General features: G+C 46.9%; 23 protein-coding genes, 5 tRNA genes and 2 pseudogenes. 12 read left to right on the top strand and 18 right to left on the bottom strand.

Annotated features, from left to right (window positions below):
• The first annotated feature begins 13 nt into the window (after nt 1-13).
• Nucleotides 14-1069: a hybrid-cluster NAD(P)-dependent oxidoreductase gene (locus tag EPB59_RS10680; protein WP_154172683.1), complete on the top strand. Its 1056-nt coding sequence runs from the start codon at nt 14-16 to the stop codon at nt 1067-1069.
• Between the two features lie 35 nt (nt 1070-1104).
• Here EPB59_RS10680 and arcA read toward each other — a convergent pair.
• Nucleotides 1105-2327 (bottom strand): annotated as a pseudogene (gene arcA / locus EPB59_RS10675) (arginine deiminase).
• Between the two features lie 621 nt (nt 2328-2948).
• On the opposite strand from arcA, the gene rraB reads away from it, so the two are divergent.
• Complete coding sequence (gene rraB / locus EPB59_RS10670) at nt 2949-3371, top strand: ribonuclease E inhibitor RraB (protein WP_055052031.1); 423 nt, start codon at nt 2949-2951, stop codon at nt 3369-3371.
• Between the two features lie 146 nt (nt 3372-3517).
• Entirely contained in the window at nt 3518-4315 is a 798-nt protein-coding gene (locus EPB59_RS10665) for a glycosyl hydrolase 2 galactose-binding domain-containing protein (protein WP_154172681.1), read from the top strand.
• Nucleotides 4316-4380: 65 nt separating this feature from the next.
• Here EPB59_RS10665 and EPB59_RS10660 read toward each other — a convergent pair whose 3' ends face one another.
• From EPB59_RS10660 to argR, 5 genes are all read right to left on the bottom strand, one after another.
• On the bottom strand, nt 4381-4764 hold the full coding sequence (locus EPB59_RS10660) for a DUF2061 domain-containing protein (protein ID WP_055031026.1): 384 nt from the start codon (nt 4762-4764) through the stop codon (nt 4381-4383).
• A gap of 151 nt (nt 4765-4915) precedes the next feature.
• On the bottom strand, nt 4916-5353 hold the full coding sequence (locus EPB59_RS10655) for a universal stress protein (protein ID WP_000276484.1): 438 nt from the start codon (nt 5351-5353) through the stop codon (nt 4916-4918).
• 116 nt (nt 5354-5469) lie between these two features.
• The gene (locus EPB59_RS10650; protein ID WP_154172680.1) at nt 5470-8034 is read right to left on the bottom strand and encodes a TRAP transporter permease; all 2565 of its coding nucleotides are present in this window, start codon (nt 8032-8034) and stop codon (nt 5470-5472) included.
• 159 nt (nt 8035-8193) lie between these two features.
• The gene (locus EPB59_RS10645; RefSeq protein WP_009355179.1) at nt 8194-9162 is read right to left on the bottom strand and encodes a TAXI family TRAP transporter solute-binding subunit; all 969 of its coding nucleotides are present in this window, start codon (nt 9160-9162) and stop codon (nt 8194-8196) included.
• A gap of 325 nt (nt 9163-9487) precedes the next feature.
• Nucleotides 9488-9958: a transcriptional regulator ArgR gene (argR, locus tag EPB59_RS10640; protein ID WP_001246635.1), complete on the bottom strand. Its 471-nt coding sequence runs from the start codon at nt 9956-9958 to the stop codon at nt 9488-9490.
• A gap of 328 nt (nt 9959-10286) precedes the next feature.
• Here argR and mdh point away from each other — a divergent pair, with 328 nt between their 5' ends.
• Both mdh and EPB59_RS10630 read left to right on the top strand, forming a co-directional pair.
• Nucleotides 10287-11222, top strand: a complete 936-nt coding sequence (mdh, locus tag EPB59_RS10635) for a malate dehydrogenase (protein ID WP_154172678.1) — start codon at nt 10287-10289, stop codon at nt 11220-11222.
• Between the two features lie 336 nt (nt 11223-11558).
• Complete coding sequence (locus tag EPB59_RS10630) at nt 11559-12965, top strand: basic amino acid/polyamine antiporter (RefSeq protein ID WP_055052035.1); 1407 nt, start codon at nt 11559-11561, stop codon at nt 12963-12965.
• A 144-nt stretch (nt 12966-13109) separates the two neighbouring features.
• Here EPB59_RS10630 and ispB read toward each other — a convergent pair whose 3' ends face one another.
• Nucleotides 13110-14081 (bottom strand): octaprenyl diphosphate synthase, encoded by a 972-nt coding sequence (gene ispB, locus EPB59_RS10625; protein WP_055052036.1) that lies wholly within the window; start codon nt 14079-14081, stop codon nt 13110-13112.
• 270 nt (nt 14082-14351) lie between these two features.
• Between ispB and rplU the strand changes: the two genes are divergently transcribed.
• The 6 genes and pseudogenes from rplU (at nt 14352) to folA (ending at nt 18176) form a co-directional block, all read left to right on the top strand.
• Entirely contained in the window at nt 14352-14663 is a 312-nt protein-coding gene (gene rplU / locus EPB59_RS10620) for a 50S ribosomal protein L21 (RefSeq protein ID WP_000271393.1), read from the top strand.
• Between the two features lie 20 nt (nt 14664-14683).
• Complete coding sequence (gene rpmA / locus EPB59_RS10615; RefSeq protein WP_055028210.1) at nt 14684-14944, top strand: 50S ribosomal protein L27; 261 nt, start codon at nt 14684-14686, stop codon at nt 14942-14944.
• Nucleotides 14945-15145: 201 nt separating this feature from the next.
• Nucleotides 15146-16318 (top strand): Obg family GTPase CgtA, encoded by a 1173-nt coding sequence (cgtA, locus tag EPB59_RS10610; RefSeq protein ID WP_000673583.1) that lies wholly within the window; start codon nt 15146-15148, stop codon nt 16316-16318.
• Nucleotides 16319-16449: 131 nt separating this feature from the next.
• A pseudogene (locus EPB59_RS10605) lies at nt 16450-17210 on the top strand (threonine/serine exporter family protein).
• Nucleotides 17210-17683: a threonine/serine exporter family protein gene (locus EPB59_RS10600; RefSeq protein WP_195706985.1), complete on the top strand. Its 474-nt coding sequence runs from the start codon at nt 17210-17212 to the stop codon at nt 17681-17683. The pseudogene EPB59_RS10605 and the gene EPB59_RS10600 overlap by 1 nt, the downstream one beginning before the upstream one ends.
• A gap of 10 nt (nt 17684-17693) precedes the next feature.
• Entirely contained in the window at nt 17694-18176 is a 483-nt protein-coding gene (gene folA / locus EPB59_RS10595; RefSeq protein ID WP_154172674.1) for a type 3 dihydrofolate reductase, read from the top strand.
• Between the two features lie 51 nt (nt 18177-18227).
• Here the strand turns inward: folA and EPB59_RS10590 are convergent, their stop codons facing one another.
• The 6 genes from EPB59_RS10590 to lptD all read right to left on the bottom strand — a co-directional run bounded on the left by EPB59_RS10590 (nt 18228) and on the right by lptD (nt 25002).
• Nucleotides 18228-19031, bottom strand: coding sequence for a symmetrical bis(5'-nucleosyl)-tetraphosphatase (locus tag EPB59_RS10590; protein ID WP_154172672.1), 804 nt, complete (start codon nt 19029-19031; stop codon nt 18228-18230).
• 10 nt (nt 19032-19041) lie between these two features.
• Nucleotides 19042-19422, bottom strand: a complete 381-nt coding sequence (apaG, locus tag EPB59_RS10585) for a Co2+/Mg2+ efflux protein ApaG (protein WP_154172670.1) — start codon at nt 19420-19422, stop codon at nt 19042-19044.
• A 74-nt stretch (nt 19423-19496) separates the two neighbouring features.
• The gene (gene rsmA, locus EPB59_RS10580) at nt 19497-20315 is read right to left on the bottom strand and encodes a 16S rRNA (adenine(1518)-N(6)/adenine(1519)-N(6))-dimethyltransferase RsmA (protein WP_154172668.1); all 819 of its coding nucleotides are present in this window, start codon (nt 20313-20315) and stop codon (nt 19497-19499) included.
• A 13-nt stretch (nt 20316-20328) separates the two neighbouring features.
• Nucleotides 20329-21321, bottom strand: coding sequence for a 4-hydroxythreonine-4-phosphate dehydrogenase PdxA (gene pdxA, locus EPB59_RS10575; RefSeq protein ID WP_154172666.1), 993 nt, complete (start codon nt 21319-21321; stop codon nt 20329-20331).
• Nucleotides 21311-22606, bottom strand: coding sequence for a peptidylprolyl isomerase SurA (gene surA / locus EPB59_RS10570; RefSeq protein WP_154172664.1), 1296 nt, complete (start codon nt 22604-22606; stop codon nt 21311-21313). The genes pdxA and surA overlap by 11 nt, the downstream gene beginning before the upstream one ends.
• A 53-nt stretch (nt 22607-22659) precedes the next feature.
• Nucleotides 22660-25002 (bottom strand): LPS assembly protein LptD, encoded by a 2343-nt coding sequence (lptD, locus tag EPB59_RS10565; protein ID WP_195706984.1) that lies wholly within the window; start codon nt 25000-25002, stop codon nt 22660-22662.
• Nucleotides 25003-25160: 158 nt separating this feature from the next.
• Between lptD and djlA the strand changes: the two genes are divergently transcribed.
• On the top strand, nt 25161-26015 hold the full coding sequence (djlA, locus tag EPB59_RS10560; protein ID WP_154172660.1) for a co-chaperone DjlA: 855 nt from the start codon (nt 25161-25163) through the stop codon (nt 26013-26015).
• Between the two features lie 147 nt (nt 26016-26162).
• Here djlA and EPB59_RS10555 read toward each other — a convergent pair.
• The 5 genes from EPB59_RS10555 to EPB59_RS10535 form a co-directional block, all read right to left on the bottom strand.
• Nucleotides 26163-26238 (bottom strand) — tRNA-Asn (locus EPB59_RS10555).
• A 19-nt stretch (nt 26239-26257) separates the two neighbouring features.
• Nucleotides 26258-26333: transfer RNA gene (locus EPB59_RS10550), tRNA-Thr, on the bottom strand.
• Between the two features lie 28 nt (nt 26334-26361).
• Nucleotides 26362-26437, bottom strand: a tRNA-Asn gene (locus tag EPB59_RS10545).
• A 19-nt stretch (nt 26438-26456) separates the two neighbouring features.
• Nucleotides 26457-26532: transfer RNA gene (locus EPB59_RS10540), tRNA-Thr, on the bottom strand.
• A gap of 41 nt (nt 26533-26573) precedes the next feature.
• Nucleotides 26574-26649 (bottom strand) — tRNA-Phe (locus EPB59_RS10535).
• Nucleotides 26650-26665 lie beyond the last annotated feature (16 nt).

The raw sequence follows: 26665 nt of genomic DNA, 5'->3' as shown, positions 1-26665 counted from the left end.
GAGGAGAAATAACATGTCTGCATGGGCAGAACAAGACAATGAAACCTTGGTTTGTGTGCGTAAATGGCAAGAAACCCCAGATTGTGTGAGCTTTGAGTTGGCGGATCCGCATCGTGAGCGCCACTTCAACTTTAAGCCGGGGCAGTTCGCGAATTTAGGTTTTTCCATTAATGGGCAGACGGTGTACCGCTCTTACTCCATCAGCTCGCAGGCTCAGCAGCCGTATTTACGTTTTACGGTAAAGCGAGTCGCGCAGGGGTTGGTGTCGCAACATGTGGTGGATGAGTTGACGTTGGGGGATAGCGTAACGGCCATGAAACCCCAAGGCCGCTTCAATAGCACCGATTGTGCTCCCAAATCCCGTGTATTACTGATCAGCGCGGGGTGTGGCATCACGCCAGTCATGGCGATGGCCAAAGCTTGGTTAACCGAACAGAGCGATAAACAGAACGATGCAAGAGAGATCGATTTTCTGCATATCGCACGCAATCCAGAACAAACCATCTATTGGCAAGAGTTGCAGCAGTTAGCGGCGCAGCATTCGAATTTCCACTTGAAGCTGTTACTCAAAGACGCGGGTGAGAGTGGCTTTGCCCAAGGTCGTTTAACTCAGGAAACTTTGATTGAACAGGTTCCGGATGTGTTGGAAAGAAGCGTGTATCTGTGTGGGCCGGAAGGGTTTATGCAGGATGTGAGTGGTTATTTACAAGCACTTGGCTTTGATATGGCGCATTTCCATCAAGAGAGTTTTTCTCCTGAAATGACGTCACTCAATGAGGAGGATGCTGCTCCCACTGTTCGCCAGCAAGTGAAAATTCGCGTGCCTGCCTTTGGAGTAGAGGTGGATGCGCCGAGTGAAAAAGTGCTGTTAGAAGCGTTAGAAACCGGAAAGCTGCCGATCATTGCGGCTTGTCGCAGCGGTATTTGTGGTTCGTGTAAATGCCGCGTGCTAGATGGTCGTGTCCGTCGTTTAAGCCAAGAAACGCTGAGCGAAGAGGAGATTGAGCAAGGCTATGTGTTGGCTTGTTCGACGTTGGCGGAATCGGATGTGGAATTGGCACTCAACTGAAGCCTTGAGGCGTGCTTGGCACGCCTCACTGACGTTTAAATCCCGTCACGCTCAATCGGGCAACTCATACAACGTGCGCCACCACGGCCACGCCCCAACTCATTACCGGGAATGGTCAGTACCTTAATGCCTGCTTTATCGTACTTCTCATTGGTATAGACGTTACGCTCGTAGCCAATTACCACGCCCGGTTTGACGGTCAGGACATTGTTGGCATCATTCCATTGTTCGCGCTCCGCTTCATAGCTGTTGCCGCCAGTGGTAATGATTTTGAGATAATCCAGCCCCAGCGCCGATTCAATCGCATGGATATAGCTGGGTACTTGCTCCACGCGCATTTCACTGCCATCGCCTTTAGGCGTCAGTCGCCAAGTCGCGAGATCTTTGCGCATCACTTCGGGATAGACGGAGAAAGTATCGACATCCATATGGGTCATCACCGTATCTAAATGCATGCAGGATCGATGTTTTGGCAGGCTGACCGCAATCACTTCACGAGCTTCACCATGTTTGAACAAGGCGGCTGCTAAATTTTCTACGCCTTGGGAGAGGTGCGTTCAGACATTCCAATCAATACTGCGCCTTTCCCAATCACCAGTACATCACCACCTTCAATGTTGGCATTGTCGTAGTGCAGATCATCCAGACCAAAATAGTGAATAAAGGGCTGCTGAGCAAAAGTCGGGTGCCAGCGGTAAATGGCCCGCAAATGGTTGGTTTCACGCTGACGAGCGGCTTTCATCATTGGATTGAGTGACACGCCACCATAGACCCAGCAGGAGGTATCGCGAGTGAATAGGTGATTGGGCAGCGGCTCAATCACAAAATCGAGGGGCTGACGCATTTTCGGCAGCATGGAATCGGATTCTATTTGTAGCTCAGAATAAGCCAATCCACCCAATAATACGGTGGCTAAGTGGTGATCGTCTAATGCATCCAAATAATGGCGTAGATCGTGGGCAAAGGTCGGGCCGTAGCGAAAATCCCCAATTTGCGTTTCCAGTAGCCACTGTCTGGCTTCGGGAATGGCCAGCGTCTCTTCGAGTAAATCATGCAGCAGTAACACTTCCACATCTTGAGTGCGCAAGGTATTGGCAAAAGCATCGTGCTCAACGCCTGCTGCTTCCACGGCCAGCACATCATCAAACAAAAGCTCATGGCAGTTGGAAGGCGTTAAATGAGTCAACGCTCGCTCGGGACGATTTAACAGTACACGGCGCAGTTGCCCCACTTCAGATCCTACGTACAAACGGTTCATTGAGCTTCCTCTCTCTTCCTTTCACATGCGGCAGCAGGTTTAGCTTACGTTCACCTTGTCGTTTCTAGGCAAGCATCCCGCTTACCTGTAAACCCAAGCCACTGGATATAGTTATGAACAGCTTTTTATTAAGTTGCAAGTCGACCTTTTGTTATAAAAAACCACTCATAATAAATTTGCGATATATTTTATCGTCAGTGGTCGGTTTTATGATTTTGTATTCTGATTTTGAAAGTTAGGAGGATGCCCCTTAAATTGCTTAGCTATGCGCAGCATAACTGGGTGCTTTTATGCGTTATAAGTTTAAATTTTAACTATTTATTCACAATCTATGCGTTATTGAAGCTGAGGATGGAATTTTTTCCTATTTTGGCGATTTTTTAGCTATGCATTATCGCGCCATAAACAGGCAATTTGGGGATCCGTTTTCACAGGCTTATTGAACACAGATTATGCTGAATTGGTAAGTTGCTAAAAAAATGTTAAAAACAAGGTGTGAGGGATGGATCTGAAGCCAAGCGAAAGATCTTCTCAGATCGTTTTGTGGCTAGAAATTCCTTTCAATCCATGCGATAGTGCGCCGCACAAATTTCCGATCCTATTGACTATCTGGAGCACATTATGTCTCACCAAGATGATTATCTATCTGTAGAAGAATTAATCGAGATCCAAAAGGAAGAGACTCGCGACATCATTCAGGCCCTGCTCGAAGATGGTAGTGATCCAGATGCCTTGTATGAGATCGAACACCATCTGTTTGCAGAAGAATTCGATAAGCTGGAAAAAGCCGCAGTAGAAGCATTCAAAATGGGCTTTGAAGTGCTTGAAGCAGAAGAAACTGAAGATGAAGATGGTAACAAGCTGCTGTGCTTTGATGCGACCATGCAATCGGCTTTGGATGCCAAACTGATTGATGAACAAGTGGAAAAGCTGGTTAATCTGGCCGAAAAATTCGACATCATCTACGACGGTTGGGGTACTTACTACGAAGGTGAAGACGCCTTGTACCCTGACGAAGATGAGGATGAAGACGACGAGCAGTAATACTCGTATCGAAGATACCAGCCGCAGGGCTGGTATTTTTTTGCCTGTACTAATGGATTGTAAGCCGTAACCGCTGTGTTACACCAACAATGCAATAGATTTCACTTCAGGTATAATGCGCGCAAACCAACAGGAATTGGAACGCTATGCAGCTCTCACTCGCCGGTCTTTGGCAGCTTTCACCGCTGACGGATCTCTCTATCCCCCAAGATGACATTACCTTTCCTGCACCATTAAGTGCGGTGCTACCCAAAACGCTAAGTGAAGAGGAAATCGCTGAGCAAGAGTGGCATTTAATGCATGATATTGAAGTGGATGAAGACCTACTGAGCTTTGCGGCGATTGATCTGGTGTTGGAAGGCATTGATTACCATGCGGAAGTGCGCCTCAATGGCGGCGCGCTGTTTGACTGTGATGGCTCACAAGCGATTTACCGTAAAGACATTCGCCCCTTGTTAAAACTAGGGCGTAACCGATTTGAAATTTTGTTTTTGGAAGCGGATGAGGATTGGTTGCTAGATGAAGAGGCGACAGATCTCTGCTTTTTAGGTGAGCAGGATGCACCCAGTTACGATCAGCGAATCGGGATCTGGAAAGCGCCTTACCTGCAATGTATTCGGCATCTACGCCTAAACCATGTTTCAACCGAGCAAGTTTGGCACCACAGTGGCTGTGAGTTGTTGGTGAACCTGTTTTTCACCACTTACTCCCCTGGGCTAGTTTCTGCTGCGGTAAAATTTGATGGGCGGACTTATCAAGTGCCGATTGATGTGCGCAGTGATCACGCGAGCGTGCTGTTTCAGGTTGATGCCCCCAAGATTTACGATGTACATCATCCTCGACCTGAAGATCTTTACTTGGTCTCCGTACAACTGGATGGCCAAACTAAGCGTTTTCAGTTGGGGTTGAGTGAAGCGCACTGCGTCAGCCATTTTCCTCTGTAGTTTCCTGCGTATCGAAATGCAAAACGCCTTCAGCAAGAAGGCGTTTCAATCAATATTTTAATGTGTTAGTGAGCACAACCAAAATGGCCTGAATGTTTGCTTTGCCATACTTTCTCATGGAAGTAGTAGGCACAGGTATTGATGCTCGGTTCGATCATCGCCATCACCCCACCCACTAACCAACTTCCCGTCAACAGGTAAGCTACACTAAACGCCACGCTAAAGTGGATGGTCGCGAAGCTAGCGGTTTTGATTCGGGTATCGCCCGCAAAGCGGCGCAACGTTGGCGAATTGGCCCATGCTTTTTCATGGAAGTAAAACGCGACAGTGTTCACCATAGGTTCGAGCATCGCAATCAGGCTGCCGAGAAGGACATCACCTGTCAGTACATACGCTACCGTAAATGCGATGGTAAAATGTATTGCTGCAAAACTTAATGTCTTTTTCATGATTCAGTCCACCTGATCTTGTTTGATGGAGTTATTATTGATAATAATTCTCAATTCATCAAGAAGGAAAAACCAATCAATGCGATAGGAATCGGTGAATAAAAAAGGCGCTATGAAGCGCCTTGAGTGACATATTAAAAATTGTGGTCAATTAACCTTGTGGCTTAACGACCAATACGTTGATCGGGGAGTTTTCTACCACTTTGCTTGCCACAGAGCCGAGCATGACTTTATCAATGCGTGAACGTTTGTGGCTAGGCATGACGATAAGGTCCGCACCTAAACGCTCCGCATAATCAAGGATGGTCGCGTAAGCTTTGCCTTCTGCAATGTGCAGCTTGTAAACAATCTCTTCATCAATATGTTTATCAGCAAATGCTTTGAGCTGAGCACGCACATCATTTTTCATTTGTGCTGCGGCATCTTTTGGAAAATAGGTCGCCACCATCGACATGTGAATGCCTGGCAACACGTTCAGCAAGTGAATTTCGGCGTTGGAATGTTTGGCATGCCAGACTGCAAGCTGAACCGCTTTGTCAGCAAAGCCTTGTTCATTCAAATCAACCGGAACAAGAATATGTTTATACATGACGCTCTCTAGGGTTATTCCCTATCCTTATGAGTTTAGGGGATAGGTTGGCGATGATTCATTGACGCGTTAAGTATATGCCTGATTTGACTCAGGCATATTGACGCAGCACCTTGTTATGCCTTTTTTATCCGTCTTTTTTGGTTCCAAGCCAGCAGCAGAGTGAGCAAAATTGCTGGCAGGAATACCCACTCTTTCATCGGACGATCGCTATCGACCACGACTGAACGAATTTCCCAATCAAAGTCGATACCTGCCGCTTCGGCTGGGCTACCGAATTCCACCATTTCGACCAACATGCGGTTTTTATCATTGAGCAGGGTTAAGCCCATAGACGCAATCCGTGCTTGAGCGCCGACAGCGCGATCTTCAAACGGTAACTGTACGGTTTTGGAGGTGTATTCGCCTTTGAGATTTTCCCCAGCCACAATCATTTGGATCGGTTGGCCTACAGGCGTTTGCTCCACAATCTGCTCTAACTTGGTGCCGGCATACATGACTTGAGCTGGGTAGACCATGTCCCACCAAAAACCGGGGCGGAAGAAAGTAAAGGTCAGTACCAGTAGCGCGACGATTTCCCACCATTTGGTTTTGGTTAACCACCATCCCTGTGTTGCTGCGGAAAACAACAACATGGCCGTAATGGAAGAGAGTATGGTGAGCATTAAGTGCCACCAAGTATCAATCCCCATTAGTAAGAGTTGGGTGTTAAACACAAACATGAAAGGCAGGATCGCCGTCCGTATGTCGTAAGCGAAACCTTGAATACCCGTTCGGATAGGGTCCGATTTGGCGATCGCCGCGGCAGCAAAAGCAGCGAGACCAACCGGCGGTGTATCATCAGCCAAGATACCGAAGTAGAACACGAACAGATGCACCGCAATCAGAGGGATGATCAAGCCATGCTCAGCACCTAATGTGACGATCACGGGAGCCATCAAGGTGGAGACCACAATGTAGTTGGCTGTGGTTGGCAAACCCATACCGAGGATCAAGCTGATCACCGCGGTAAAAATCAACATCATGATGACGCTACCGCCAGAGATAAACTCGACAAAGTCAGTCATCACTAGGCCAATTCCTGTGAGGGTTACCACGCCCACAACTGTACCCGCAGCAGCCGTTGCTACCCCGATACCGATCATGTTACGCGCCCCAGAGACCAAGCTTTCGAAAAGATCGGTCACACCTTCTTTGGTGGCATCACCGAGTGAGCCTGTACGGTTAAATAAAGCCATTAGTGGACGTTGGGTGAGCAGAATGAACACCATAAAGATGGTTGCCCAAAATGCAGAGAGTCCTGGAGAGAATCGTTCAACCGTTAAACACCACACCAAAACCACAATCGGCAGTAAGTAGTGCAAGCCCGATTTTAACGTTGGAGCGATATCAGGGACGAACTGTAAGTCTTCATCAATTCCTAGTCCGTCTTTCGCATACGGCGCGGAAATTTTTACCAGCCCAACGTAAGCCACTAACAAGATAACCGTCAGTAGTGGTGTAGCCGCTGCGCCAAAGGCTTCTTTGGTCCAGCCGACACCGTAATAAACCAGTGCGCTGATCACGCATAAGCCTAGAATCGTGGCGGTAAAAGAGAGTAGCTTTTGAGCGAGTGTCGATTGGTTACGACGAGGAAGGCCACTCATGCCCGCCTTACAGGCTTCAAGGTGAACAATGTAGATCAAGGCGATATAGGAAATCAGCGCTGGTAGAATGGCGGCTTTGATCACTTCGACATAAGAAATTCCGACATATTCCACCATCAAGAAAGCGGCTGCTCCCATGATTGGCGGAGTCAACTGGCCGTTGGTGGATGCGGCTACTTCCACGGCCCCCGCTTTGGTTCCGGGAAAGCCAACGCGTTTCATGAGCGGAATGGTAAAGGTGCCTGTAGTCACCACGTTGGCGATCGAAGAACCGGACACAAGTCCAGAAAGTCCTGATGCAACCACCGCAGCTTTGGCTGGACCACCACGCATATGTCCGAGCATCGAGAAAGCGACTTTGATGAAGTAAGCCCCAGCCCCAGCTCGTTCTAACATGGCGCCAAACAGTACAAATAGGAAAACAAACGAGGTAGATACCCCAAGTGCAACACCAAATACCCCTTCAGTGGTTAGCCATAAGTGTGACATCGCCTTATTTAGGCTCGCCCCTTTGTGGGCAATTACGTCAGGCATGTAAGGGCCTGCGAAGGTGTAGAGTAAAAATAAAGCCGCTACCATCATCAGCGGTGGACCTAATGCGCGGCGGGTCGCCTCCAAAAGTAGGATCATGCCTATCACAGACATAATCACATCCATTTGGGTAGGAGCTCCTGAGCGGCTGGCGAGCTCTGCATAAAACAGGTAGATGTAAGCTGCCGCAAAACTGCCAGCTAGGGCTAAAACCCAATCCATTAACGGAATGCGATCGCGCGGTGAGCCTTTCATTGCAGGGTAAGCGGTAAAAGCGAGGAAAACGGCGAAAGATAAGTGAATCGAACGTGCTTGTGTGTCGTTCAGTACGCCAAAATCGAAAATAAAGGGTAGCGGTGAGGCGTACCAAAGCTGGAACAGTGACCAACAGAGCGGCACGAACCAAAGTATACGTCCCGGAAGACCTTTCGGGTTTCTGGCTCCGGTATCCGCCTGTGCCACCATCTCTTGCACATCGGGCGACGATGTTGTTGTCTGCGTCATGTACCTTATCCTTATTATTGATGTTCCATAGACTTATCATCGGTACTGAGAGTGTTGTACCTGAAAGTAGTATCACCAAAAGGTCACGTGATACTAATGAGGAGGCGATTGCCTCCTCTTGTGTTTTACTTTGTTAGATGAACGTTTTTAAACAAAGGTTTACTTCATCAAACCCACTTCTTTGTAGTACTTCACAGCACCAGGATGGAGAGGGATCGAGTTACCTGCCGTGACCATGTCCTCTTTCTTCAGGTTGGCGAAGGCTGGGTGGAGACGCGTGAAAGTATCAAAGTTTTCAAATACTGCTTTGGTCACGTTGTATACCACCGCTTCGGAGACATCTTCAGAAGTCACTAGTGTAGCGGCCACACCGAAGCTCTTCACATCTTGGTCGGTACCGCTGTACATGCCTGCAGGCACCACGCTGTAAGCATAGTAAGGGTTGTTGGCTACGATTTTTTCGATCTCAGGACCGGTAGCGGGGACTAGTTTAGCAGCGCAAGAAGTCGTTGCTTCTTTGATTGCACCATTTGGATGGCCCACCATGTAGATAAAGGCATCAATCTTGTTGTCACACAGAGCTTGAGAACGCTCAGAGCCTTTCAGCTCAGACGCCAGTTTAAAGCTGTCGTTGGTCCAACCGAAAGCATCCATTACCACTTGCATGGTCGCACGATCACCAGAACCAGGGTTGCCGATGTTAACGCGCTTACCTGCTAGGTCTTTCACGTTTTCAATACCTGAATCTGCACGCGCGATAATGTTGAACGGCTCGGTGTGGAGTGAGAACACGGCACGCAGTTTTTTGTATGGACCTTGCTCTGCAAATTCGCTAGTACCATTATAACCATGGTATTGCCAATCGGACTGCACGATGCCGAAGTCCAATTCACCAGAACGAATGGTGTTAACGTTGTAGATAGATCCGCCAGTGGATTCAACTGAACAGCGAATGTTGTGATCTTTACGGTCTTTATTTACCAACTTACAGATAGCGCCGCCCGTTGGATAATAAACACCCGTGACCGAGCCGGTACCGATCGTAATAAAATCTTGTGCGCTGGCGATACCTGAGCCGATAACAGCGGCTGCAATAGCACCCATCTTGATTATTTTAGGTAATGACATGAATTTCCCTTCCTTCATTGTAATGTGTCCCAAAGCGTCAGCGTGGCTTCGAGCTTTCCTGCCTGAGAAACGTGGCTTTATGCGCCAAAAAAAATGATAAAGCGGTGGAATCATACCAAAAAAACAACAGATAATTACACAACTGTTAAAATTTATAGTGTGATTGACTCATTTATTAAACAGCAAGATGTTGAGTATCCTATAAACATTGTTGTTTAGTTTCAAATGGTTAGTTTTTAATGGTGCGCGGGGACGATGTGTCTAAGATGTGAGTTTGGTCACGTGAATGATACGTGACCAAAAAATATTCAATAGATAAATGGGTTTAGCCTGCGTATTCAAACAGTTCACAAACCGAGTGGAATAACTCTTTGACTGGTACATCGAGTGTCGGTGTAATGAAAATCGTATCATCGCCAGCGACTACACCTAGAATCCCTTCCGATTTACCTAGCGAATCCAACAGGCGTGCAATCAACTGTGCAGCACCAGGACCAGTACGAATGACAACTAACGCGTTGTTGTAGTCCACATCGAGTACCAACTCACGTAGTGAACTGCTGGCGGTTGGAACGCCTAACTCGGCAGGCAAGCAGTAAACCATCTCCATTTTGGCATTACGGGTACGTACCGCGCCAAACTTAGTCAGCATACGCGATACTTTAGATTGGTTAATGTTGTCAAAACCTTCATTTTTCAGGGCTTCAACGATATCGCCTTGTGAACCAAAGCGCTCTTCTTTCAGCAAAGCTTTAAAAGCTCGGACGAGGTTGTCTTGTTTATCTACGTTACGCATTGTTCTTCTTACTTTGGTTAATTGATCAATTTGTGCATATTCTCGCATACCTATGCATGACACACCAAACGACTCGCTAAATTTGTCTTAACTGTCACTGTAAATGTTTTTGATATCAGGTTAGATCGCTTTATAACTCTTTGTCTAAATTGAACATTGACCGATAATCGTCTGCTATTCTGTAACGCTTAATTCCGCAGTATTGCGCAAAGTCGCAAAGCTGACGTTAATTGATTGTAATCAGATTGTGATTACTATAGCGTTTGACGGTCGGATACACCTAATCACCCTACAAACTTATAAGAGATTACTCTCAAGGAGATTTACGATGAAAGTCGCTGTTATTGGTGCCGCTGGCGGCATTGGTCAAGCCCTTGCTCTGTTACTCAAAAATCGTCTTCCTGCTGGTTCTGATCTAGCTCTGTATGATATCGCACCGGTTACTCCAGGTGTGGCAGCAGATCTGAGTCATATTCCAACACCAGTCTCCATCAAAGGTTATGCGGGTGAAGATCCAACGCCTGCACTGGAAGGTGCGGATGTGGTATTAGTTTCTGCTGGTGTTGCTCGTAAGCCGGGTATGGATCGTGCGGATTTGTTCAATGTGAACGCTGGTATTGTCAAAGCATTAGCAGAAAAAATCGCCGTGGTGTGTCCAAAAGCGTGTGTCGGCATCATTACTAACCCAGTAAACACCACAGTGCCAATCGCAGCGGAAGTGCTGAAGAAAGCAGGTGTGTATGACAAGCGTAAACTATTTGGTATTACCACTCTGGATGTGATCCGCTCTGAAACCTTCGTTGCTGCGCTGAAAGATAAAGATCCTGGTCAAGTCCGTGTACCTGTGATTGGCGGCCACTCCGGTGTCACCATTCTGCCTTTACTATCACAAGTGGAAGGCGTGAGCTTTACCGATGAAGAAGTCGCAGCGTTGACTAAGCGTATCCAAAATGCAGGTACTGAAGTCGTTGAAGCCAAAGCGGGTGGCGGTTCTGCAACTCTGTCTATGGGTCAAGCAGCATGTCGTTTTGGTCTTGCACTGGTTAAAGCAATGCAAGGTGAAGCGAATGTGGTTGAGTATGCTTATGTAGAAGGTGAGGGTGAACACGCTCCATTCTTTGCTCAACCGATCAAGCTAGGTAAAAATGGCGTTGAAGAGCTACTGGAAATCGGCAAATTGAGCGCTTATGAGCAAGCAGCCTTGGATGGCATGCTAGATACTCTGAAAGGCGACATTCAAATCGGTGTTGAGTTTGTAAAATAAGGCGACACCTCGGTCGACCATTTAAAAATACCGCTCTTAATGAGCGGTATTTTTTTATCTGGCATTTCTCATGGTGATTTAATTAATTGTTTGATTTAACAGTATTAAATGTCGCTCTGTGTTTTACCACTAGTGAATTCTTATGTTACTTATCTAATTATCATTTCATATCACTGCTTTTCGTGTAAGATGCGCTGTTTTTTCTATTCTTCAACTCGTAAGTTGTGAGTTGATTGGTTGCCCTTCAGTCATAACCAGAGGATTTTCTTCCTGCCTGTTATTGATTTCTGGAAGGGGAAGATGGCTTTTACTTCTGTTATTGGTGATTGAAAAATAATGGATAAAAAACTGGGTTTAGGCTCTCTCACTGCGTTAGTGATCGGATCCATGATTGGCGCGGGCGTGTTTAGCCTGCCACAAAATATGGCGGCAGTCGCTAGTCCACTGGCAGTGATGATCGGCTGGTCGATCACTGGGATCGGCATGATCTTTCTTGCACTCTCTTTTCAATACTTGGCCGTCAACAAGTCCCATGTAAACAGCGGTGTATTTGGCTTCGCTCGCGAAGGTTTTGGTGATTTTGCAGGATTTTGCTCGGCATGGGGCTATTGGTTTAGTGCCATGGTCGCGAATGTCTCTTATCTAGTAATTGTGTTCAGTACCCTAGGGCTGCTGTTTGATACGCCTGATCAGATTATCTTTGGCTCTGGCAATACTTGGTGGTCAATTGGTGGTGCTTCTCTATTATTGTGGGGAGTTCACAGCTTAGTATTAAGAGGGGTGCAAACCGCCGCGCTGATCAATCTCATCACCACCATGACTAAAATGGTGCCTTTGCTGCTTTTCATTGTTTTTGCGATTACTGCCTTCAATTGGTCAACATTTAGCTTAGATTTTTCCGGTATCCACCATATTTCAGGTGCGGATCTACTCGGGCAAGTCAAAGCAACCATGCTGATCACTGTTTGGGTCTTTGTGGGAATTGAAGGTGCAGTGGTTGTTTCAAGCCGAGCTCGTCAGCGTAAAGATATTGGGCGAGCCACTATTCTTGGCTTACTTACCGCTCTGTCGATTTATGTCTTAGTTACGCTATTGTCGATGGGAGTGATTCAGGTTAATGAATTAGCGCAATATCCTAATCCTTCAATGGCGCAAGTGTTGACTGCAATTATAGGCCCATGGGGTAAGTACATTATCGCGGTTGGGCTTTTGATCTCCGTGTGTGGCGCATTTTTAAGTTGGACGGTATTGGCTTCTGAAGCCCCTTTTCTTGCAGCCAAAGATAAAGTCTTTCCTCGTCGTTTCGCTAAACAGAACCCTGCTGGGAGCCCTGTGAATGCGTTGTTTTTAACGACTTCATGTATCCAAGTGTCATTGATTCTCGTACGTTACACCGCGAGCACTTACGATACCTTGCTGGTTTTTGCTTCCGAAATGATTTTGGTACCCTATTTTCTGGTTGGGGCATTTACGCTCAAGCTGGCTCTTGAGCAGCAAGACAGAGGTAAACTTCTGCTGATTGGCCTAGGTGCTACGATCTATGGTTTGTGGTTGCTATATGCATCAGGTTTACATTATTTAATGTTATCAACACTCTTATATGTGCCTGGTTTTGCGTTTTATCTGAAAGCGAAGCGTGAACAAGGTGCTAAAGCATTCTGTGGCCGAGAAAGGGTTGGTGCTTTTACATTATTACTTTTTGCATTGGGAGCGGCAGGTATGCTGTGGCAAGGTGCTTGGTAAAGGCGTTGATGTGATCATTGACGTCGTTTGAACAATGGATAAAAGAAACCCCTCAGCTTGTGGAGCTGAGGGGTTTTTTAGTAACAAAACATAGTCCATTTTTGAGTGAGTGGCGGTTGCTATCCCACCGAGTTTGCAGACTATTTATTTACTGCGATTGACCGACATATGAGCGAGCGTGATCAACGCTTGTTTGTATTCGCTTTCTGGCAGAATAGCTAACTCAGCGATGGCTTTATCTGCTTCACGCTGTGCTTTCTCAATCGTGTATTGCAGAGAGCCAGTTTGCTCCATTGCTGCGAGAATCTCATTGAGGCGAGACATGCCATTGGCCTTCTCAATCGCTTCACGAATCATCGCTGCTTGATCGGAATTTCCGTGCTGCATCGCATAAAGCAGTGGCAGGGTAGGTTTCCCTTCCGCCAGATCGTCGCCGACGTTTTTACCCATTTCTTCGCCGTCTGAAGTGTAATCCATCACATCATCAATCAGCTGAAATGCCGTGCCGAGGTACTTGCCGTAGTTTTGCATCGCTAACTCTACTTCCGGCGGAGCGTCACACAAGATCGCACCGATCTGGGTTGCCGCTTCAAACAGACGTGCAGTTTTCGAATAGATCACCTGCATGTAGCTGGCTTCGGTAGTATCAGGATCGTTACAGTTCATTAATTGCTGCACTTCACCTTCGGCGATCACGTTTACCGCATCACTCATTAGCTTCAGGATCTTCAAGGATCCTAATTCTGTCATCATCTGAAATGAGCGAGTGTAGATAAAGTCACCGACTAATACGCTAGCGGCATTACCAAAAGCGGCATTGGCGGTCGCTTTACCGCGGCGCAGATCTGACTCATCGACTACATCATCGTGCAACAAGGTTGCCGTATGAATGAATTCAATAAAAGCAGCTGCAGTCGTGTGATGTGAGCCCTGATAACCGAGCGCTTTGGCGGATAAAACCGCCAGCAATGGGCGTAAACGCTTCCCACCACCACTGATGATATAAAAACCAAGTTGGTTGATTAGGGAAACGTCAGAATTGAGTTGAGCGTGAATCGTTTCGTTCACTTTTGCCATGTCATTGGCAGTAAGCGCTTGGATAGCTTTAAAATCCATCGTAAATCCGGCTGAAATAAGAGCGTGTAAGGCATTTAGTCTTCTGGAATTGCTGCATAATACACTAAAAATCATTGATTAATACATGGCTTAAAGGCATGATTGCGGCACTTTTGTTTGGCGATTAGCTTTTCGCCATTTTTTTCAAAATATGGCTTGTCATAGGCACATCATTCACGTAGAATCTGCGCCCTATTGATGATTAGTTTAGCGCACACCCTTATCGCATAAAATATAAGCATAGGCTGTGCGGAAAGAGCGGAGTAAAATATGTACGCTGTTTTCCAATCTGGTGGTAAACAACACCGTGTAAGCGAAGGTCAAACTCTTCGTTTAGAGAAATTAGACGTTGAAACTGGCGCAACTGTAGAATTTGATAAAGTTCTGCTGGTTGCTAACGGTGAAGACATTAAAGTAGGTGCTCCTCTTGTTGAGGGCGGTAAAGTAGTTGCTGAAGTGGTACAACACGGTCGTGGCGATAAAGTAAAAATCGTTAAGTTCCGTCGTCGTAAGCACTCTCGTAAGCAACAAGGTCACCGTCAGTGGTTCACAGAAGTGAAAATCACTGGTATCAACGCTTAAGTTATTAGGAGAGTTCAACAATGGCACACAAAAAAGCTGGTGGTTCTACTCGTAACGGCCGCGATTCAGAAAGCAAACGTCTAGGTGTTAAGCGTTTCGGTGGTGAATCTGTACTTGCAGGTAACATCATTGTTCGTCAACGTGGTACTAAGTTCCACGCTGGTACTAACGTAGGCATCGGTAAAGACCACACTCTATTCGCTCTATCTGATGGTAAAGTGAAGTTCGAGGTTAAAGGTCCTAAGAACCGTAAATTCGTTAGCATCGAAACTGCTGAATAAGCAAAGTTTCTTGATGAATTCAAAAGCCCTGCCGTTTGGTGGGGTTTTTTATTTATCGAAAGTGTGGTCGACCCTAGACCCTAGACCCTAGACCCTAGACCTGAATGTAGCCTGATCCAAGCAGGCGATTGTTTTCTGGGATCTACGTTCTCAGGTTTACTAGACTGATTAAGATTTCCCACGAGATTGAGTGGAGGAAAAATGAAATTCGTAGATGAAGCGGTAATTAAAGTTCAAGCTGGTGATGGTGGCAACGGCGTTGTCAGCTTCTGGCGTGAAAAATTCATTACCAATGGCGGCCCTGATGGCGGCGATGGCGGTGATGGTGGCGATGTGTATATGGTCGCCGATGAAAACCTTAACACCTTGATTGACTATCGTTTCCAGCGTTTTTATGAAGCTGAACGCGGTAAAAATGGTGGTGGCGGTAACTGTACCGGTAAAAGCGGTAAAGACAAAGAACTGCGCGTACCGGTAGGCACCCGTGCTGTCGATATTCACACTAATGAAATCATTGGTGAAGTCGCAGAACACGGTAAGAAGATCATGATCGCTAAGGGCGGTTGGCATGGCTTGGGTAACGCTCGCTTTAAATCTTCGGTCAACCGTTCACCACGCCAAAAAACTATGGGTACTAAAGGTGAATTGCGTGATATCCGTTTAGAGCTGCTACTGCTAGCTGATGTTGGTATGCTGGGTATGCCAAATGCGGGTAAATCAACCTTTATTCGCGCCGTTTCAGCTGCTAAGCCGAAAGTCGCGGACTATCCGTTTACGACTCTTGTGCCAAGCCTTGGTGTGGTGAGCGTGCTGCCAGAGAAAAGCTTTGTAGTCGCTGATATCCCAGGGTTGATTGAGGGTGCGGCGGAAGGCGCTGGTTTAGGGATTCGTTTCTTGAAACACCTTGAACGTTGTCGCGTGCTGCTACATATGATTGATATTCTGCCTGCGGATCAAAGCGATCCTGCGCAGAATGCTTTGACCATCATTGATGAGCTTGAGCAGTACAGTGAAAAGCTGGCGAAGAAACCACGTTGGTTGGTGTTCAACAAAGTTGATCTGATGTCAGAAGAAGAAGCTGACGAGATCATTCAAGACATCGTTGATGCACTCGCATGGGAAGGTGACTACTTCAAAATTTCTGCTGCGAATCGTCAAGGTACCAAAGAGCTGTGCATGAAGCTGGCAGAGTTTATGGATACTTTACCGCGCGAAGCGGAAGAACAGACAGAAGCGGAAAAAGTCAACTTCACATGGGATTATAACCATAAAGATGGCTTGGCCGGTCAAGAAGTGATCACGGAAGATGATGACGATTGGGATGACTGGGACGACGAAGAAGATGACGGCCACGTTATCTATGTCCGTGACTAATCAACTTACTGATAATGCCGCAACTTTGTTGCGGCTTTTTTGTGTCTAAATCATATTCCTGCTGTGTGGTTTAAGGCACACTAAGTATCACCGTTAGGTATTATTTATCTTAGGCTTTTAGGAAAGGAATCATGGAAAGCAAACAGAGAGCCGTTTCTCGTTTGATCGCTCAGGCTGGGCAAATGCTGTTAGCACATGGTGCTGAGAGTACGTTAGTGGGCGATATGATGCGCCGCATGGGGCTTGCCAGTGGTATGAGTGAGGTTGAAGTCTCTCTCTCAGCAAGTTCTTTAGTCGTTACAACGGTTTATAAAGAGCATTGCATCACTACCGCGAGACGCAGCCCAGATCGTGGGATCAATATGCGGGTGGTGACTCAGATCCAGCGTATCTGTATCATGATGGAGAAAGGTATTCTCGATCACAGCTTAGCACAGAAAAAACTCAATCAAATCAGTCCAGAACGCTATAACCGATGGTTAGTCGTAGTCATGATTGGTCTATCCTGCGCGGCCTTTAGCCGTTTAGCGGGGGGGATTGGACGGTGTTTTTGATCACGTTGATCGCATCCTCAGTGGGCATGATCGTGCGTCAAGAAATCGGTCATCGTCAGTTCAATCCGTTGATCAACTTTGCCGCAACGGCTTTTGTGACTTCTGTTATTTCGGCTCAAGCAGTGATTTATCATCTCGGCAATAAACCTACGATAGTCATGGCTTCATCGGTACTGATGCTAGTCCCTGGGTTTCCTTTAATTAATGCGGTTGCTGATATGCTCAAAGGGTATATCAATATGGGTATTGCTCGTTTTGTGATGGCGAGTTTGCTGACATTGGCGACGGCTCTTGGAATTGTTGCGGCAATGGGTGTGACTGGGATTTGGGGGTGGTAATGCTAAGTTGGGATCTATTTTTCGGGCTACTCAACGACATGTTTTTTGCCGCAATTCCGGCGGTTGGGTTTGCCTTGGTATTTAATGTGCCTGCTCCTGCATTGAAGTATTGTGCGCTTGGTGGCGCGCTTGGACATGGATTGCGTTATTTAATGATGCAATTTGGCGTCCCGATCGAATGGGCGACCTTTTTTGCTGCAACACTGGTGGGGATGGTCGGGGTATATTGGTCTCGTCGATTCTTGGCACATCCCAAAGTGTTTACAGTAGCTGCGCTCATTCCTATGGTTCCTGGTGTCTTCGCTTTTAAAGCCATGATCGCTCTCGTGGAGATTAATCATCTTGGTTTTTCACCAGAGTTGCTAGAAGCACTCATGGAGAATTTCCTCAAGGCGATGTTTATTATTGCCGGTTTAGCGGTTGGTTTAGCGGTACCTGGGCTGTTATTCTACCGCCGCAAACCGATTATTTAAGGCGATAAAAATGATGATCAGTATGATTGCCGCGATGGCAGACAACCGCATTATTGGTAAAGATAACCAGATGCCTTGGCATCTGCCTGCAGATTTTGCATGGTTTAAACGCTGCACATTAGGCAAACCTGTGATTATGGGGCGCAAAACCTACCAATCGATTGGGCGACCTTTGCCGGGGCGGCACAATATTGTGATCTCTCGTGATGAGACTTTGCAGATTGATGGGGTTGATGTGGTGACATCTATCGATGCCGCGCTAGCAAAAGCCGGAGAAGTTGATGAGGTCATGATCATTGGCGGCGGAAGTTTGTATGCGGCTTGCCTGCCGATGGCCAATAAACTGTACATTACCGAGATCAATGCGGAACTTGATGGTGATACGCAGTTTCCTGAATGGGGAAGTGATTGGCAGGAGTGTTATCGTGAGCATTACTCCGTAGATGAAAAAAATACCTATGCGATGGATTTTGTGATTTTTGAACGGAAATAGCCGGATACAAAATCGTCAGCCCCCGTTTTAACGGGGGTTTTCTTTTTCAGTTTAAAGTGCGGCTTGAACGAAATAGCGTTTATCTTCCCAACGCAGCATAGTCAGGGTTCCGCCCCACACACAGCCTGTATCCAGTCCAATCACCTCATTACTGAAATAACCTTCCAGTGCAGCCCAATGGCCAAAAATCACGGTCTTTTCTAATCGAATCCGTTGCGGTAATTGAAACCAAGGTAATAAGCTACCATCGGTGACTTCGCTAGGAGGCAGTTTACATTGCATGTCCAAACGGCCATTAGGGAAACAAAAGCGCATGCGTGTGAAAGCGTTAATGATGTAACGTAGGCGATCTATGCCTTGCAGTTCAGCATCCCACATATCGGGTTCATCACTATACATCTGTACAATCAGGCTATCCCATTGTGCACTACGCAACACTTGTTCTACTTCTTGCGCTGCTTGGCGGGCGATGGCGAGATCCCATTGTGGTGAAATACCGGCATGGCAGAGCACAAATTCTTCATGTTCAGCTAGCAAGGGTTGCTGACGTAGCCAATCAAGTAATTGCGCGGCGTCGGGCGCATCTAAAATCGGTTGGGTTTGATCGCGGCGTTTGGCCGGATGAGTGCCAAGTGACACTGCGAGCAAATGCAAATCATGATTGCCCAGTACCACTCGTGCGGCATCACCGAGTTGATGGGCAAAGCGCAGTGTTTCGAGTGATTTGGGGCCTCTTGCGACTAAATCACCGGCAAACCAGAGAGTATCTTGGCTCGGATCAAAGTGAGCTTGTTCAAGCAGTAGCTGTAACTCATCAAAACAGCCTTGAATATCCCCAACGATGTAATTAGCCACACAAACTCCGTTAATTCAGGATATGAGGAACCGCTAGACGAAACGGTTCAATTTCTACCGAGAAAGACCCACCTTGTTCATCAACCATTAGGTACTGGCCTTGCATCACACCTATCGGTGTATCCAGTGCTGTACCACTGCTGTAGGTATATTCATCGTTGGCTTGAATGTATGGCTGTTCTCCCATCACACCATCACCTTCCACTACGGTCTGCTTACCATCGGCGTCTGTGATTAGCCAACGACGGCCTAATAGCTGCACGGTTTGAGTGCTGAGATTCTTAATCGTGATCAGATAAGCAAACACAAAGCGCTGATATTCAGGATCGGATTGTTCCTCAATGTAGCGAGTTTGAACCTGAATTTTGATGCAGGGAAGCGAAACATCCATGAGCGACTCCTCGGCCTAGTTGGGTATAACCTAGTGGCGATAAACAAAGGACGACTTAATGTCGTCCTATTGGATTATGCATGAGCTTTTTGATGCTGGGCATCAAGCCAGTTCGCTACTGCCACAAACTGAGCTAAGGTCAGGTTTTCTGGGCGCATGCCTGGGTTGATACCCAATGCCTCCAGCGTTTCTGGCTCAACCAAACCTTTGTAGCAGTTACGCACGGTTTTACGGCGTTGGTTAAAGCCTTCACGTACCACGCGATCTAACCACTCTAAGCTGGTCGCTGGGTGTGGGAGATCTTCATATGGCACCAGACGTACGACCGCAGAGTCCACTTTCGGTGGTGGCACAAACGCCGTTGGCGGCACTTCCAATACAGGAACCACTTTACAATAGTATTGCGCCATCACGGTTAGGCGGCCATAAGCTTTGCTGCCAGGGCCTGCCGCTAAACGGTTGACCACCTCTTTTTGCAGCATGAAGTGCATGTCTTGAATGTCACGGTGGAATTCAAACAGGTGGAACATCAGTGGTGTTGAAATGTTGTAAGGCAAGTTACCAAACACGCGAAGTTTGTTGTTTGGTTTAACCAGCTGTTTGAAGTCAAAACGCATGGCGTCGCCTTCGTGGATCGTCAGCTTGCTTGCTAATTCGGGATGATTACGCAAGCGCTCTGCGAGATCACGGTCAAGTTCGATGACAGTGAACTTATCCACTTCACGTCCTACCGGTTCTGTGATTGCGCCTAATCCTGGGCCGATTTCAACCAAGTTTTGCCCCGGTCTTGGATTAATCGCCGACACAATACCATCAATGATGTAAGGATCATTGAGGAAGTTTTGACCAAAGCGTTTACGTGCTTTGTGCCCTAAGTGGACATCATTTCTCATAGTGTTCTCGAAGTTATTTCGCTTTTTTATCAACTAATTCTATTGCGTAAGCCAATGCGGTCCAGAAGCTTCCTGCATCGGCTTGACCCGTTCCAGCAAGATCCAATGCGGTGCCGTGATCCACTGAAGTGCGGATAAAAGGCAGTCCCAGAGTAATATTGACTGAGCGGCCAAAGCCTTTGTATTTGAGCACGGGAAGTACTTGATCGTGGTACATCCCGAGTACGGCATCGGCTTGTTGCAAGTATTTTTCACTAAAAATGGTATCAGCTGGCAGTGGGCCAACCAATTGCATGCCATATTGCTCACGCAAACGCTGTAGGGTTGGAGTGATGGTTTCGATCTCCTCCATGCCTAACACGCCGTCTTCACCTGCATGTGGGTTTAAGCCACACACGTAAATTTTAGGCTCAGCAATGGCAAATTTCTCGACTAAATCCTTGTGGAGAATGTGAATGATCTGTTCTAGACGTTCACTGGTAACAGCTTTTGGCACTTCTGCGAGAGGCAGATGAGTGGTAACTAGAGCTGTTCGTAAGCCTTCTGTGGCAAGCATCATTACCACCAAAGGGGTGTTCGATTGCTCGGCAAAAAACTCAGTATGTCCACTGAAGGTAACACCCGCACGGTTGATTACCCCCTTGTGCACAGGGCCGGTGACAATAGCATCAAACTCGCCATTCATACAGCCTTTTGCCGCTCTTTCCAGTGTTTTTAACACATAGTGTCCATTGGCAGGATTGAGTTGGCCTGCGGACACGGGCTCTGCTAGAGGAATATGCTCGACTAAAAGAGTGCCGGCTTGTTGTGGTTGTACTGGATTATTGTGTTGATAATCCAGTAGCTTAACATGAATGCCTAGTTGTTCAGCACGTTCGGCAAGCAAGGTTTTATCGGCACATACTACCAGTTGATGTGGCCAATCCTGCGCTGAGAGGGCGAGAACGAGATCTGGGCCTATCCCCGCAGGTTCTCCCGCAGTAACAATAATTCGTTTACTGCTCATCCTTTTCGTCCTTCAGAACTTCCACAAAGGCACTGGCACGCAATTCTTGCAACCAAGCACTCGCTTCTTCATTGAATTTACGGTTGAACAGGATTCGGTACGCTTTATTTTTCAGGGCGGAGTCGGTGCGATCGACTTGACGGCGATCTAAAACCTCAACAATGTGCCAACCATGTACGGTTTTAAATGGCTCACTGATTTGTCCAACCGGTAAGGTTTCAACTTGGTGCTTAAACTCTGGAACATACAGATCTGGCGTTTGATAGCCTAGCTCACCTTTTTGTGCCGCTGAACCTGGATCTTGGCTGTACTGCTGAGCGAGTTCCGCAAAAGTGACTTCCCCATTTTTGATGCGCTGTACGAATTCATTGAGCTGTTTTTGTGCACCATCATCGCTAAGAATGATTGTTGGTTTGATCAGAATATGGCGAGCATTCACTTCCGTCACGGCAACGGTTTCTAAGCCTTTTACATCGTCAATTTTTAGAATGTGAAAACCGACGCCACTGCGGAATGGGCCGATAACGCTGCCTTTGTTTTGCATTTTGATCTGATCTGCAAAGATGGTCGGCATTTCTTCTTTACGCATCCATCCCCAGTCACCACCCTGTAGCGCTTTAGGCCCCTTGGAGTAGGTATAGGCCATTTTCGCAAAATCAGAGCCCTGCTTGAGTTCCGTCACCAGTTTGTTGGCTAGCGATTCCGCTTCACTCTTGTCCTGTCCATCTTCAACGCGAAGTTGGATATGACTAATTTTGTATTGCACCGTTGCATCGGTTTCTTTAGCCAATAGCTCGGCTAAGGTGTCGACCTCGGCGGGGAGAATATTGATTCGACGACGAACGAGTGCATTACGCGCATCACTGGCGGCCATCTCTTTACGCACTTGTTCACGAAATTCAGGGTAGGTTAGGCCTTCTTGGGCTACAGCGGCAATTAATTGCTCTTGGGTTTGTTGATTGCTTTTGGCGATCTCTTTAATCGCATCGTTTAAACGATTGTCATCAATTTTTACCCCGATTCTATCGGCTTCTTGCTGCTGCAAGGTATCGATGATCAGTTTTTCCAGCACTTGTTCACGCAAAACACTTTCTTGTGGTAAAGGTTGCTTATTTTGCTTGGCATTCGCCTTCACGGTTTTCAGTGCACCATCCACGTCACTTTGTAATATCACGCCACTATTGACGATAACGGCAACACTATCCAATTGCTGAAGTTCCGCGTGAGCATTAAACAGAGTCAGTGTGCCGAGGAGGCTAATTAATGTGGGTTTCCACAATTTCATGTGCAGTCCTATCTGAAATGTTGGTAGCCTGAGTTACTCTCAGGCTAAGCGAATTAGTTGTTTAGGAAGAATGGACGTCCGTAGCCGAGAGAGTTTCCTGCGCTATCTACGCCAGCCATGCTAGAACCTGCACCTATGCTGGTGCCAAAGCCAATAATCCCAATATTGAAACTGAAGTTATTTTCATAGATTGGAGTGGCGTATGGGTCGGTCACGAAGTTGCCATCCCAGCTTTTAAGTTGGTTACTGTAGGTGAACCCCATATACCAACAATCTGAGGTATAAGTGAGGTTAGCGAGCCACTCTAACGCTTCATCGGTTGTCAGGTCATAGTAATACTGGCCGCTGGCAGACCATTTACGGCTCAGTTGGTAACCCGCCAAGATCCCTGCTTGTGAAATACCGTCTTTGGTAATGTCATTAATGTTGGTAATGCTATCTCCTACAGTATTTAGAATGTAATCCTTCGCCACATAGCGATAGTTAGTTTGAATATAACCACCGTTAGAGCGATATTCTAACGTACTGTTTCCAAGCTGAATCCCTTGGCCGTCAATGTCATATTGAACCCCACCATGGTAGAACAGATAGTCGGCAAAGTTGAAATCCATTTCAACCGCCCAAGCCGAGTAGCTCGACTGGTTATCTGGGTTTTTCACCGATGGGTTGAAGTTGCCATCGAGATAGAAAATTTGACCGAACGCGATATTGAGGCGTTCTTTATAACTATCATCAAAGAAGCGAGTCGATGCGCCATAGCTGATTTGGTTAGCGGATTCGATGCGATCTACGCCGCTGTATTTACGGCTACGGAACAGGCCATAGTAGTCAGTTTGCAACAACGTGGAGTCATACAGGCCAATATTGCTCTGATCTTCTTTGGGAACATAGAGATACTGAATTTTTGGCTCCAGAGTTTGAGTGTAATTGTCCAGTAGCACCGTATCTCGTTCAAGCACAATACCGGCTACACTACGAATCTCAGGGATAACGCGTGTCACACTCTCTTCCAGTTTGGCATCCGTGGTCTTATCAATATCTTGTTGATAGTAGGTACCTAACACACGTGCTTCGGTTGTCCAGTTGCCCCACGTATTGCTAAATGGAATTTTTAGCCCCGGTTCAATATGTACTCGAGTCGCAGAAGGTTTGCCTCTTGCGTCTGTCTCAAAGCGCGAAATATGACTGATAAGGTCAAGATCCAGATATTTCATCGTCTCTGGAGCATAGTAGTTGTAGCTGAGCTGCGGCATTAAGCGATAAGGCAAGTTAGTGCTAGTGGTATCCTTGGTCAGCAGTTGGAAATCACGCACCAACAGCGCAGCATCCCAGTTATCGCTACGGTAAGTGGCGCGCCCCTCTTGGATGAGTTGTCCATCTTCACGGTTGCCGATACCAGAGTCTAAATCTGAAAAATAGTTGATATCACTGACTTTTGAGTAATCAATTTCAAATTTCCAAGCTTGTTGGAAAATGCCACTATGCTCATATTGAAGCGCCCAGCGATTCCCTTGTTCTGTATGAAGTTGATCATCTGGTAGATACTCTGACTTGATTTGTCCTTCACCCAAATCACTCAGATAACGAAATACACTATTGAGTTGTGTACCGCGCTTTTGCATGTAGTTGAAGGTGGTTTCTAAATCGTAATTAGGTGCCAAGTTCCAGTAGATAGGTACTTCAAATTCATAACCATCTCGTGAGCCGTAAGATGCGGTTGGGTACAAGAAGCCCGTTTTACGGGTGTCCCCAATCGGCACGGTTAAATAGGGGAGATAGAACACGGGTACATTTTGCACTTCAAGACGCGGGTTATAGAAAGTGGCAATCTCTTCATTCTGGTCCACATCAATGCTGGAAGCGCGCATGCGCCACGCATTATTGCCTTCTGGGCATGAGGTGATCGATCCATCTTCAATTTCATACACCGCTTTGCCCGTTTTAGATACGTACACCGCTTCGCCGCGCCCCGGTTCACACAAGAACTTGTAGCTCGTATTTTCTAGCGTCATTTCATCCGTATTAAGATGATTGGTTGCTTTGGTCGATAGGGTTTTGATCTCACCATCACTAAACTGAACATTGCCCTCAGCCACCACAACGTTTTCTTGTTGATGTAACGTAACGTTATCAGCAGCGATACGTTTTTTGCCTTGTACGACAACAACGTTGCCTGAATAGGTCGCCTTTTGTCCATTGATTGCCTCTAGCTTATCCGCTTCGACATTGATAGGCTGTTGGCTGGGGCTAGTTGGATCAGGCTGGCTGACTAAACACTGTTCGCCATTTGGCAGGTTCGAGCGATTGTCATCCACACTCGCTTCTGCTTGTGTTTGAGGAGCAAAGAGTGCAGCGCTAATTGAGGCGGCTAAAAACGTGCGGGAAAAGCATGACATTGGGTTGTACATCCTGTTGAACTTGTGGCCTGTTGAACTTGATGGATTCCGAACTTAGGAGCCTGAAATATGAACGGTCCTTATCATAAAGGAAATTGACGCTTGCGCCACTATCAGACCACTTCACTCCAGAAAAATTCATAGATTGAGAGCACATAATGCATATTTTTGGCAAAATTTTGGGCGCTTTTTTTGGCTTCCTGTTTGGTGGGCCTTTCGGCGCTATTTTTGGACTCTTTTTAGGGCATCAATTCGATAAAGCTCGCCGTCTAAATCAGGCGGGGTTTCAAAGTGGTCCTTTTGGTACGGGACCAAGTCAAGCGGAACGTCAGGACGAGTTTTTTAAAGCTGCCTTTTCGGTGATGGGGCATGTGGCAAAAGCCAAGGGGCAAGTCACCAAAGAAGAGATCCAACTCGCGACCATTATGATGGATCGCATGAACTTGACCGTAGAGCAAAAGCGGGCGGCACAAGAGGCTTTCCGTGAGGGAAAAGACGTGGATTTTCCACTTGAGCAGGTGCTAGCACGAGTGAAAATTGCCACGGGAGGGCGTTTCGATCTGCTACAGTTTTTCCTTGAGCTGCAAGTCTCTTCAGCTTTTGCCGATGGTGATGTACACCCTAGCGAACGCAATGTACTACACCGCATTGCGCGTGGTTTAGGTTTCTCTTCTGAACAGCTAGAACGGCGTTTACGCATGCAAGAAGCCGCGTTTCGCTTTCAGCAAGGAGGCGGTTTCGGTGGTTCGCAACAGCAATCTAGTGGTGGTCAGCAATGGCAGCAGCCTTCATCACGCAACCAGTTAGCCGATGCTTATGAAGTACTTGGGGTGAGTGAAACGGCTAGCTCACAAGAGGTGAAGCGGGCTTATCGCAAGCTGATGAATGAGCACCACCCAGATAAGCTGATGGCGAAAGGTTTACCGCCAGAGATGATGAACGTAGCGAAAGAGAAATCACAGCAAATCCAACATGCTTATGAGCTGATCCGAAAGGAGAAAGGCATCAAGTAAGACCATCATTAAGCACTAACCTTTCTAAGGCAAACCTAACCGTTTGCCTTTCTTTTGAATTTAAAAGAGCGGTTAGCGTTAGGTTTTAGAGTAGGACGGATTACGACAGATAAAATAAAACCCAGTCAAAGACTGGGTTTCTAAAAGTGGCTCCTCCTGCTGGACTTGAACCAGCGACCTGCGGATTAACAGTCCGTCGCTCTACCGACTGAGCTAAGGAGGAATTATTCTTTTTAATTTAATGGTGCCGACTACCGGAATCGAACTGGTGACCTACTGATTACAAGTCAGTTGCTCTACCTACTGAGCTAAGTCGGCAAGTCAACTTGCAATGCAAGTTGGAAATTGGCTCCTCCTGCTGGACTTGAACCAGCGACCTGCGGATTAACAGTCCGTCGCTCTACCGACTGAGCTAAGGAGGAATTATTCATTTTAATTTAATGGTGCCGACTACCGGAATCGAACTGGTGACCTACTGATTACAAGTCAGTTGCTCTACCTACTGAGCTAAGTCGGCACATTTATTATTGTTCGTGCAAGCACCAACAATCAAAATTGTGGTGCCCGGAGGCGGAATCGAACCACCGACACGAGGATTTTCAATCCTCTGCTCTACCGACTGAGCTATCCGGGCGACGAGGTGTATTAAA

This window comes from Vibrio metoecus (genome assembly GCF_009665255.1).
Lineage (GTDB): Bacteria > Pseudomonadota > Gammaproteobacteria > Enterobacterales > Vibrionaceae > Vibrio > Vibrio metoecus_B.
Note: the sequence above shows the minus strand (reverse complement) of the source record. Positions and strands in the feature narration are given on the sequence as shown.

Excerpts from the sequence above, each read along its gene's own strand:
- argR (WP_001246635.1), bottom strand. The coding sequence starts at position 9,958 with ATGCGTAACGTAGATAAACAAGACAACCTCGTCCGAGCTTTTAAAGCT.
- EPB59_RS10650 (WP_154172680.1), bottom strand. The coding sequence starts at position 8,034 with ATGACGCAGACAACAACATCGTCGCCCGATGTGCAAGAGATGGTGGCA.
- EPB59_RS10660 (WP_055031026.1), bottom strand. The coding sequence starts at position 4,764 with ATGAAAAAGACATTAAGTTTTGCAGCAATACATTTTACCATCGCATTT.
- EPB59_RS10630 (WP_055052035.1), top strand. The coding sequence starts at position 11,559 with ATGGATAAAAAACTGGGTTTAGGCTCTCTCACTGCGTTAGTGATCGGA.
- rpmA (WP_055028210.1), top strand. The coding sequence starts at position 14,684 with ATGGCACACAAAAAAGCTGGTGGTTCTACTCGTAACGGCCGCGATTCA.
- ispB (WP_055052036.1), bottom strand. The coding sequence starts at position 14,081 with ATGGATTTTAAAGCTATCCAAGCGCTTACTGCCAATGACATGGCAAAA.
- rsmA (WP_154172668.1), bottom strand. The coding sequence starts at position 20,315 with ATGAGAAATGATGTCCACTTAGGGCACAAAGCACGTAAACGCTTTGGT.
- EPB59_RS10680 (WP_154172683.1), top strand. The coding sequence starts at position 14 with ATGTCTGCATGGGCAGAACAAGACAATGAAACCTTGGTTTGTGTGCGT.
- apaG (WP_154172670.1), bottom strand. The coding sequence starts at position 19,422 with ATGGATGTTTCGCTTCCCTGCATCAAAATTCAGGTTCAAACTCGCTAC.
- cgtA (WP_000673583.1), top strand. The coding sequence starts at position 15,146 with ATGAAATTCGTAGATGAAGCGGTAATTAAAGTTCAAGCTGGTGATGGT.
- EPB59_RS10645 (WP_009355179.1), bottom strand. The coding sequence starts at position 9,162 with ATGTCATTACCTAAAATAATCAAGATGGGTGCTATTGCAGCCGCTGTT.
- rraB (WP_055052031.1), top strand. The coding sequence starts at position 2,949 with ATGTCTCACCAAGATGATTATCTATCTGTAGAAGAATTAATCGAGATC.
- mdh (WP_154172678.1), top strand. The coding sequence starts at position 10,287 with ATGAAAGTCGCTGTTATTGGTGCCGCTGGCGGCATTGGTCAAGCCCTT.
- pdxA (WP_154172666.1), bottom strand. The coding sequence starts at position 21,321 with ATGAGCAGTAAACGAATTATTGTTACTGCGGGAGAACCTGCGGGGATA.
- EPB59_RS10665 (WP_154172681.1), top strand. The coding sequence starts at position 3,518 with ATGCAGCTCTCACTCGCCGGTCTTTGGCAGCTTTCACCGCTGACGGAT.
- djlA (WP_154172660.1), top strand. The coding sequence starts at position 25,161 with ATGCATATTTTTGGCAAAATTTTGGGCGCTTTTTTTGGCTTCCTGTTT.
- lptD (WP_195706984.1), bottom strand. The coding sequence starts at position 25,002 with ATGTCATGCTTTTCCCGCACGTTTTTAGCCGCCTCAATTAGCGCTGCA.
- surA (WP_154172664.1), bottom strand. The coding sequence starts at position 22,606 with ATGAAATTGTGGAAACCCACATTAATTAGCCTCCTCGGCACACTGACT.
- rplU (WP_000271393.1), top strand. The coding sequence starts at position 14,352 with ATGTACGCTGTTTTCCAATCTGGTGGTAAACAACACCGTGTAAGCGAA.
- folA (WP_154172674.1), top strand. The coding sequence starts at position 17,694 with ATGATGATCAGTATGATTGCCGCGATGGCAGACAACCGCATTATTGGT.
- EPB59_RS10655 (WP_000276484.1), bottom strand. The coding sequence starts at position 5,353 with ATGTATAAACATATTCTTGTTCCGGTTGATTTGAATGAACAAGGCTTT.
- EPB59_RS10600 (WP_195706985.1), top strand. The coding sequence starts at position 17,210 with ATGCTAAGTTGGGATCTATTTTTCGGGCTACTCAACGACATGTTTTTT.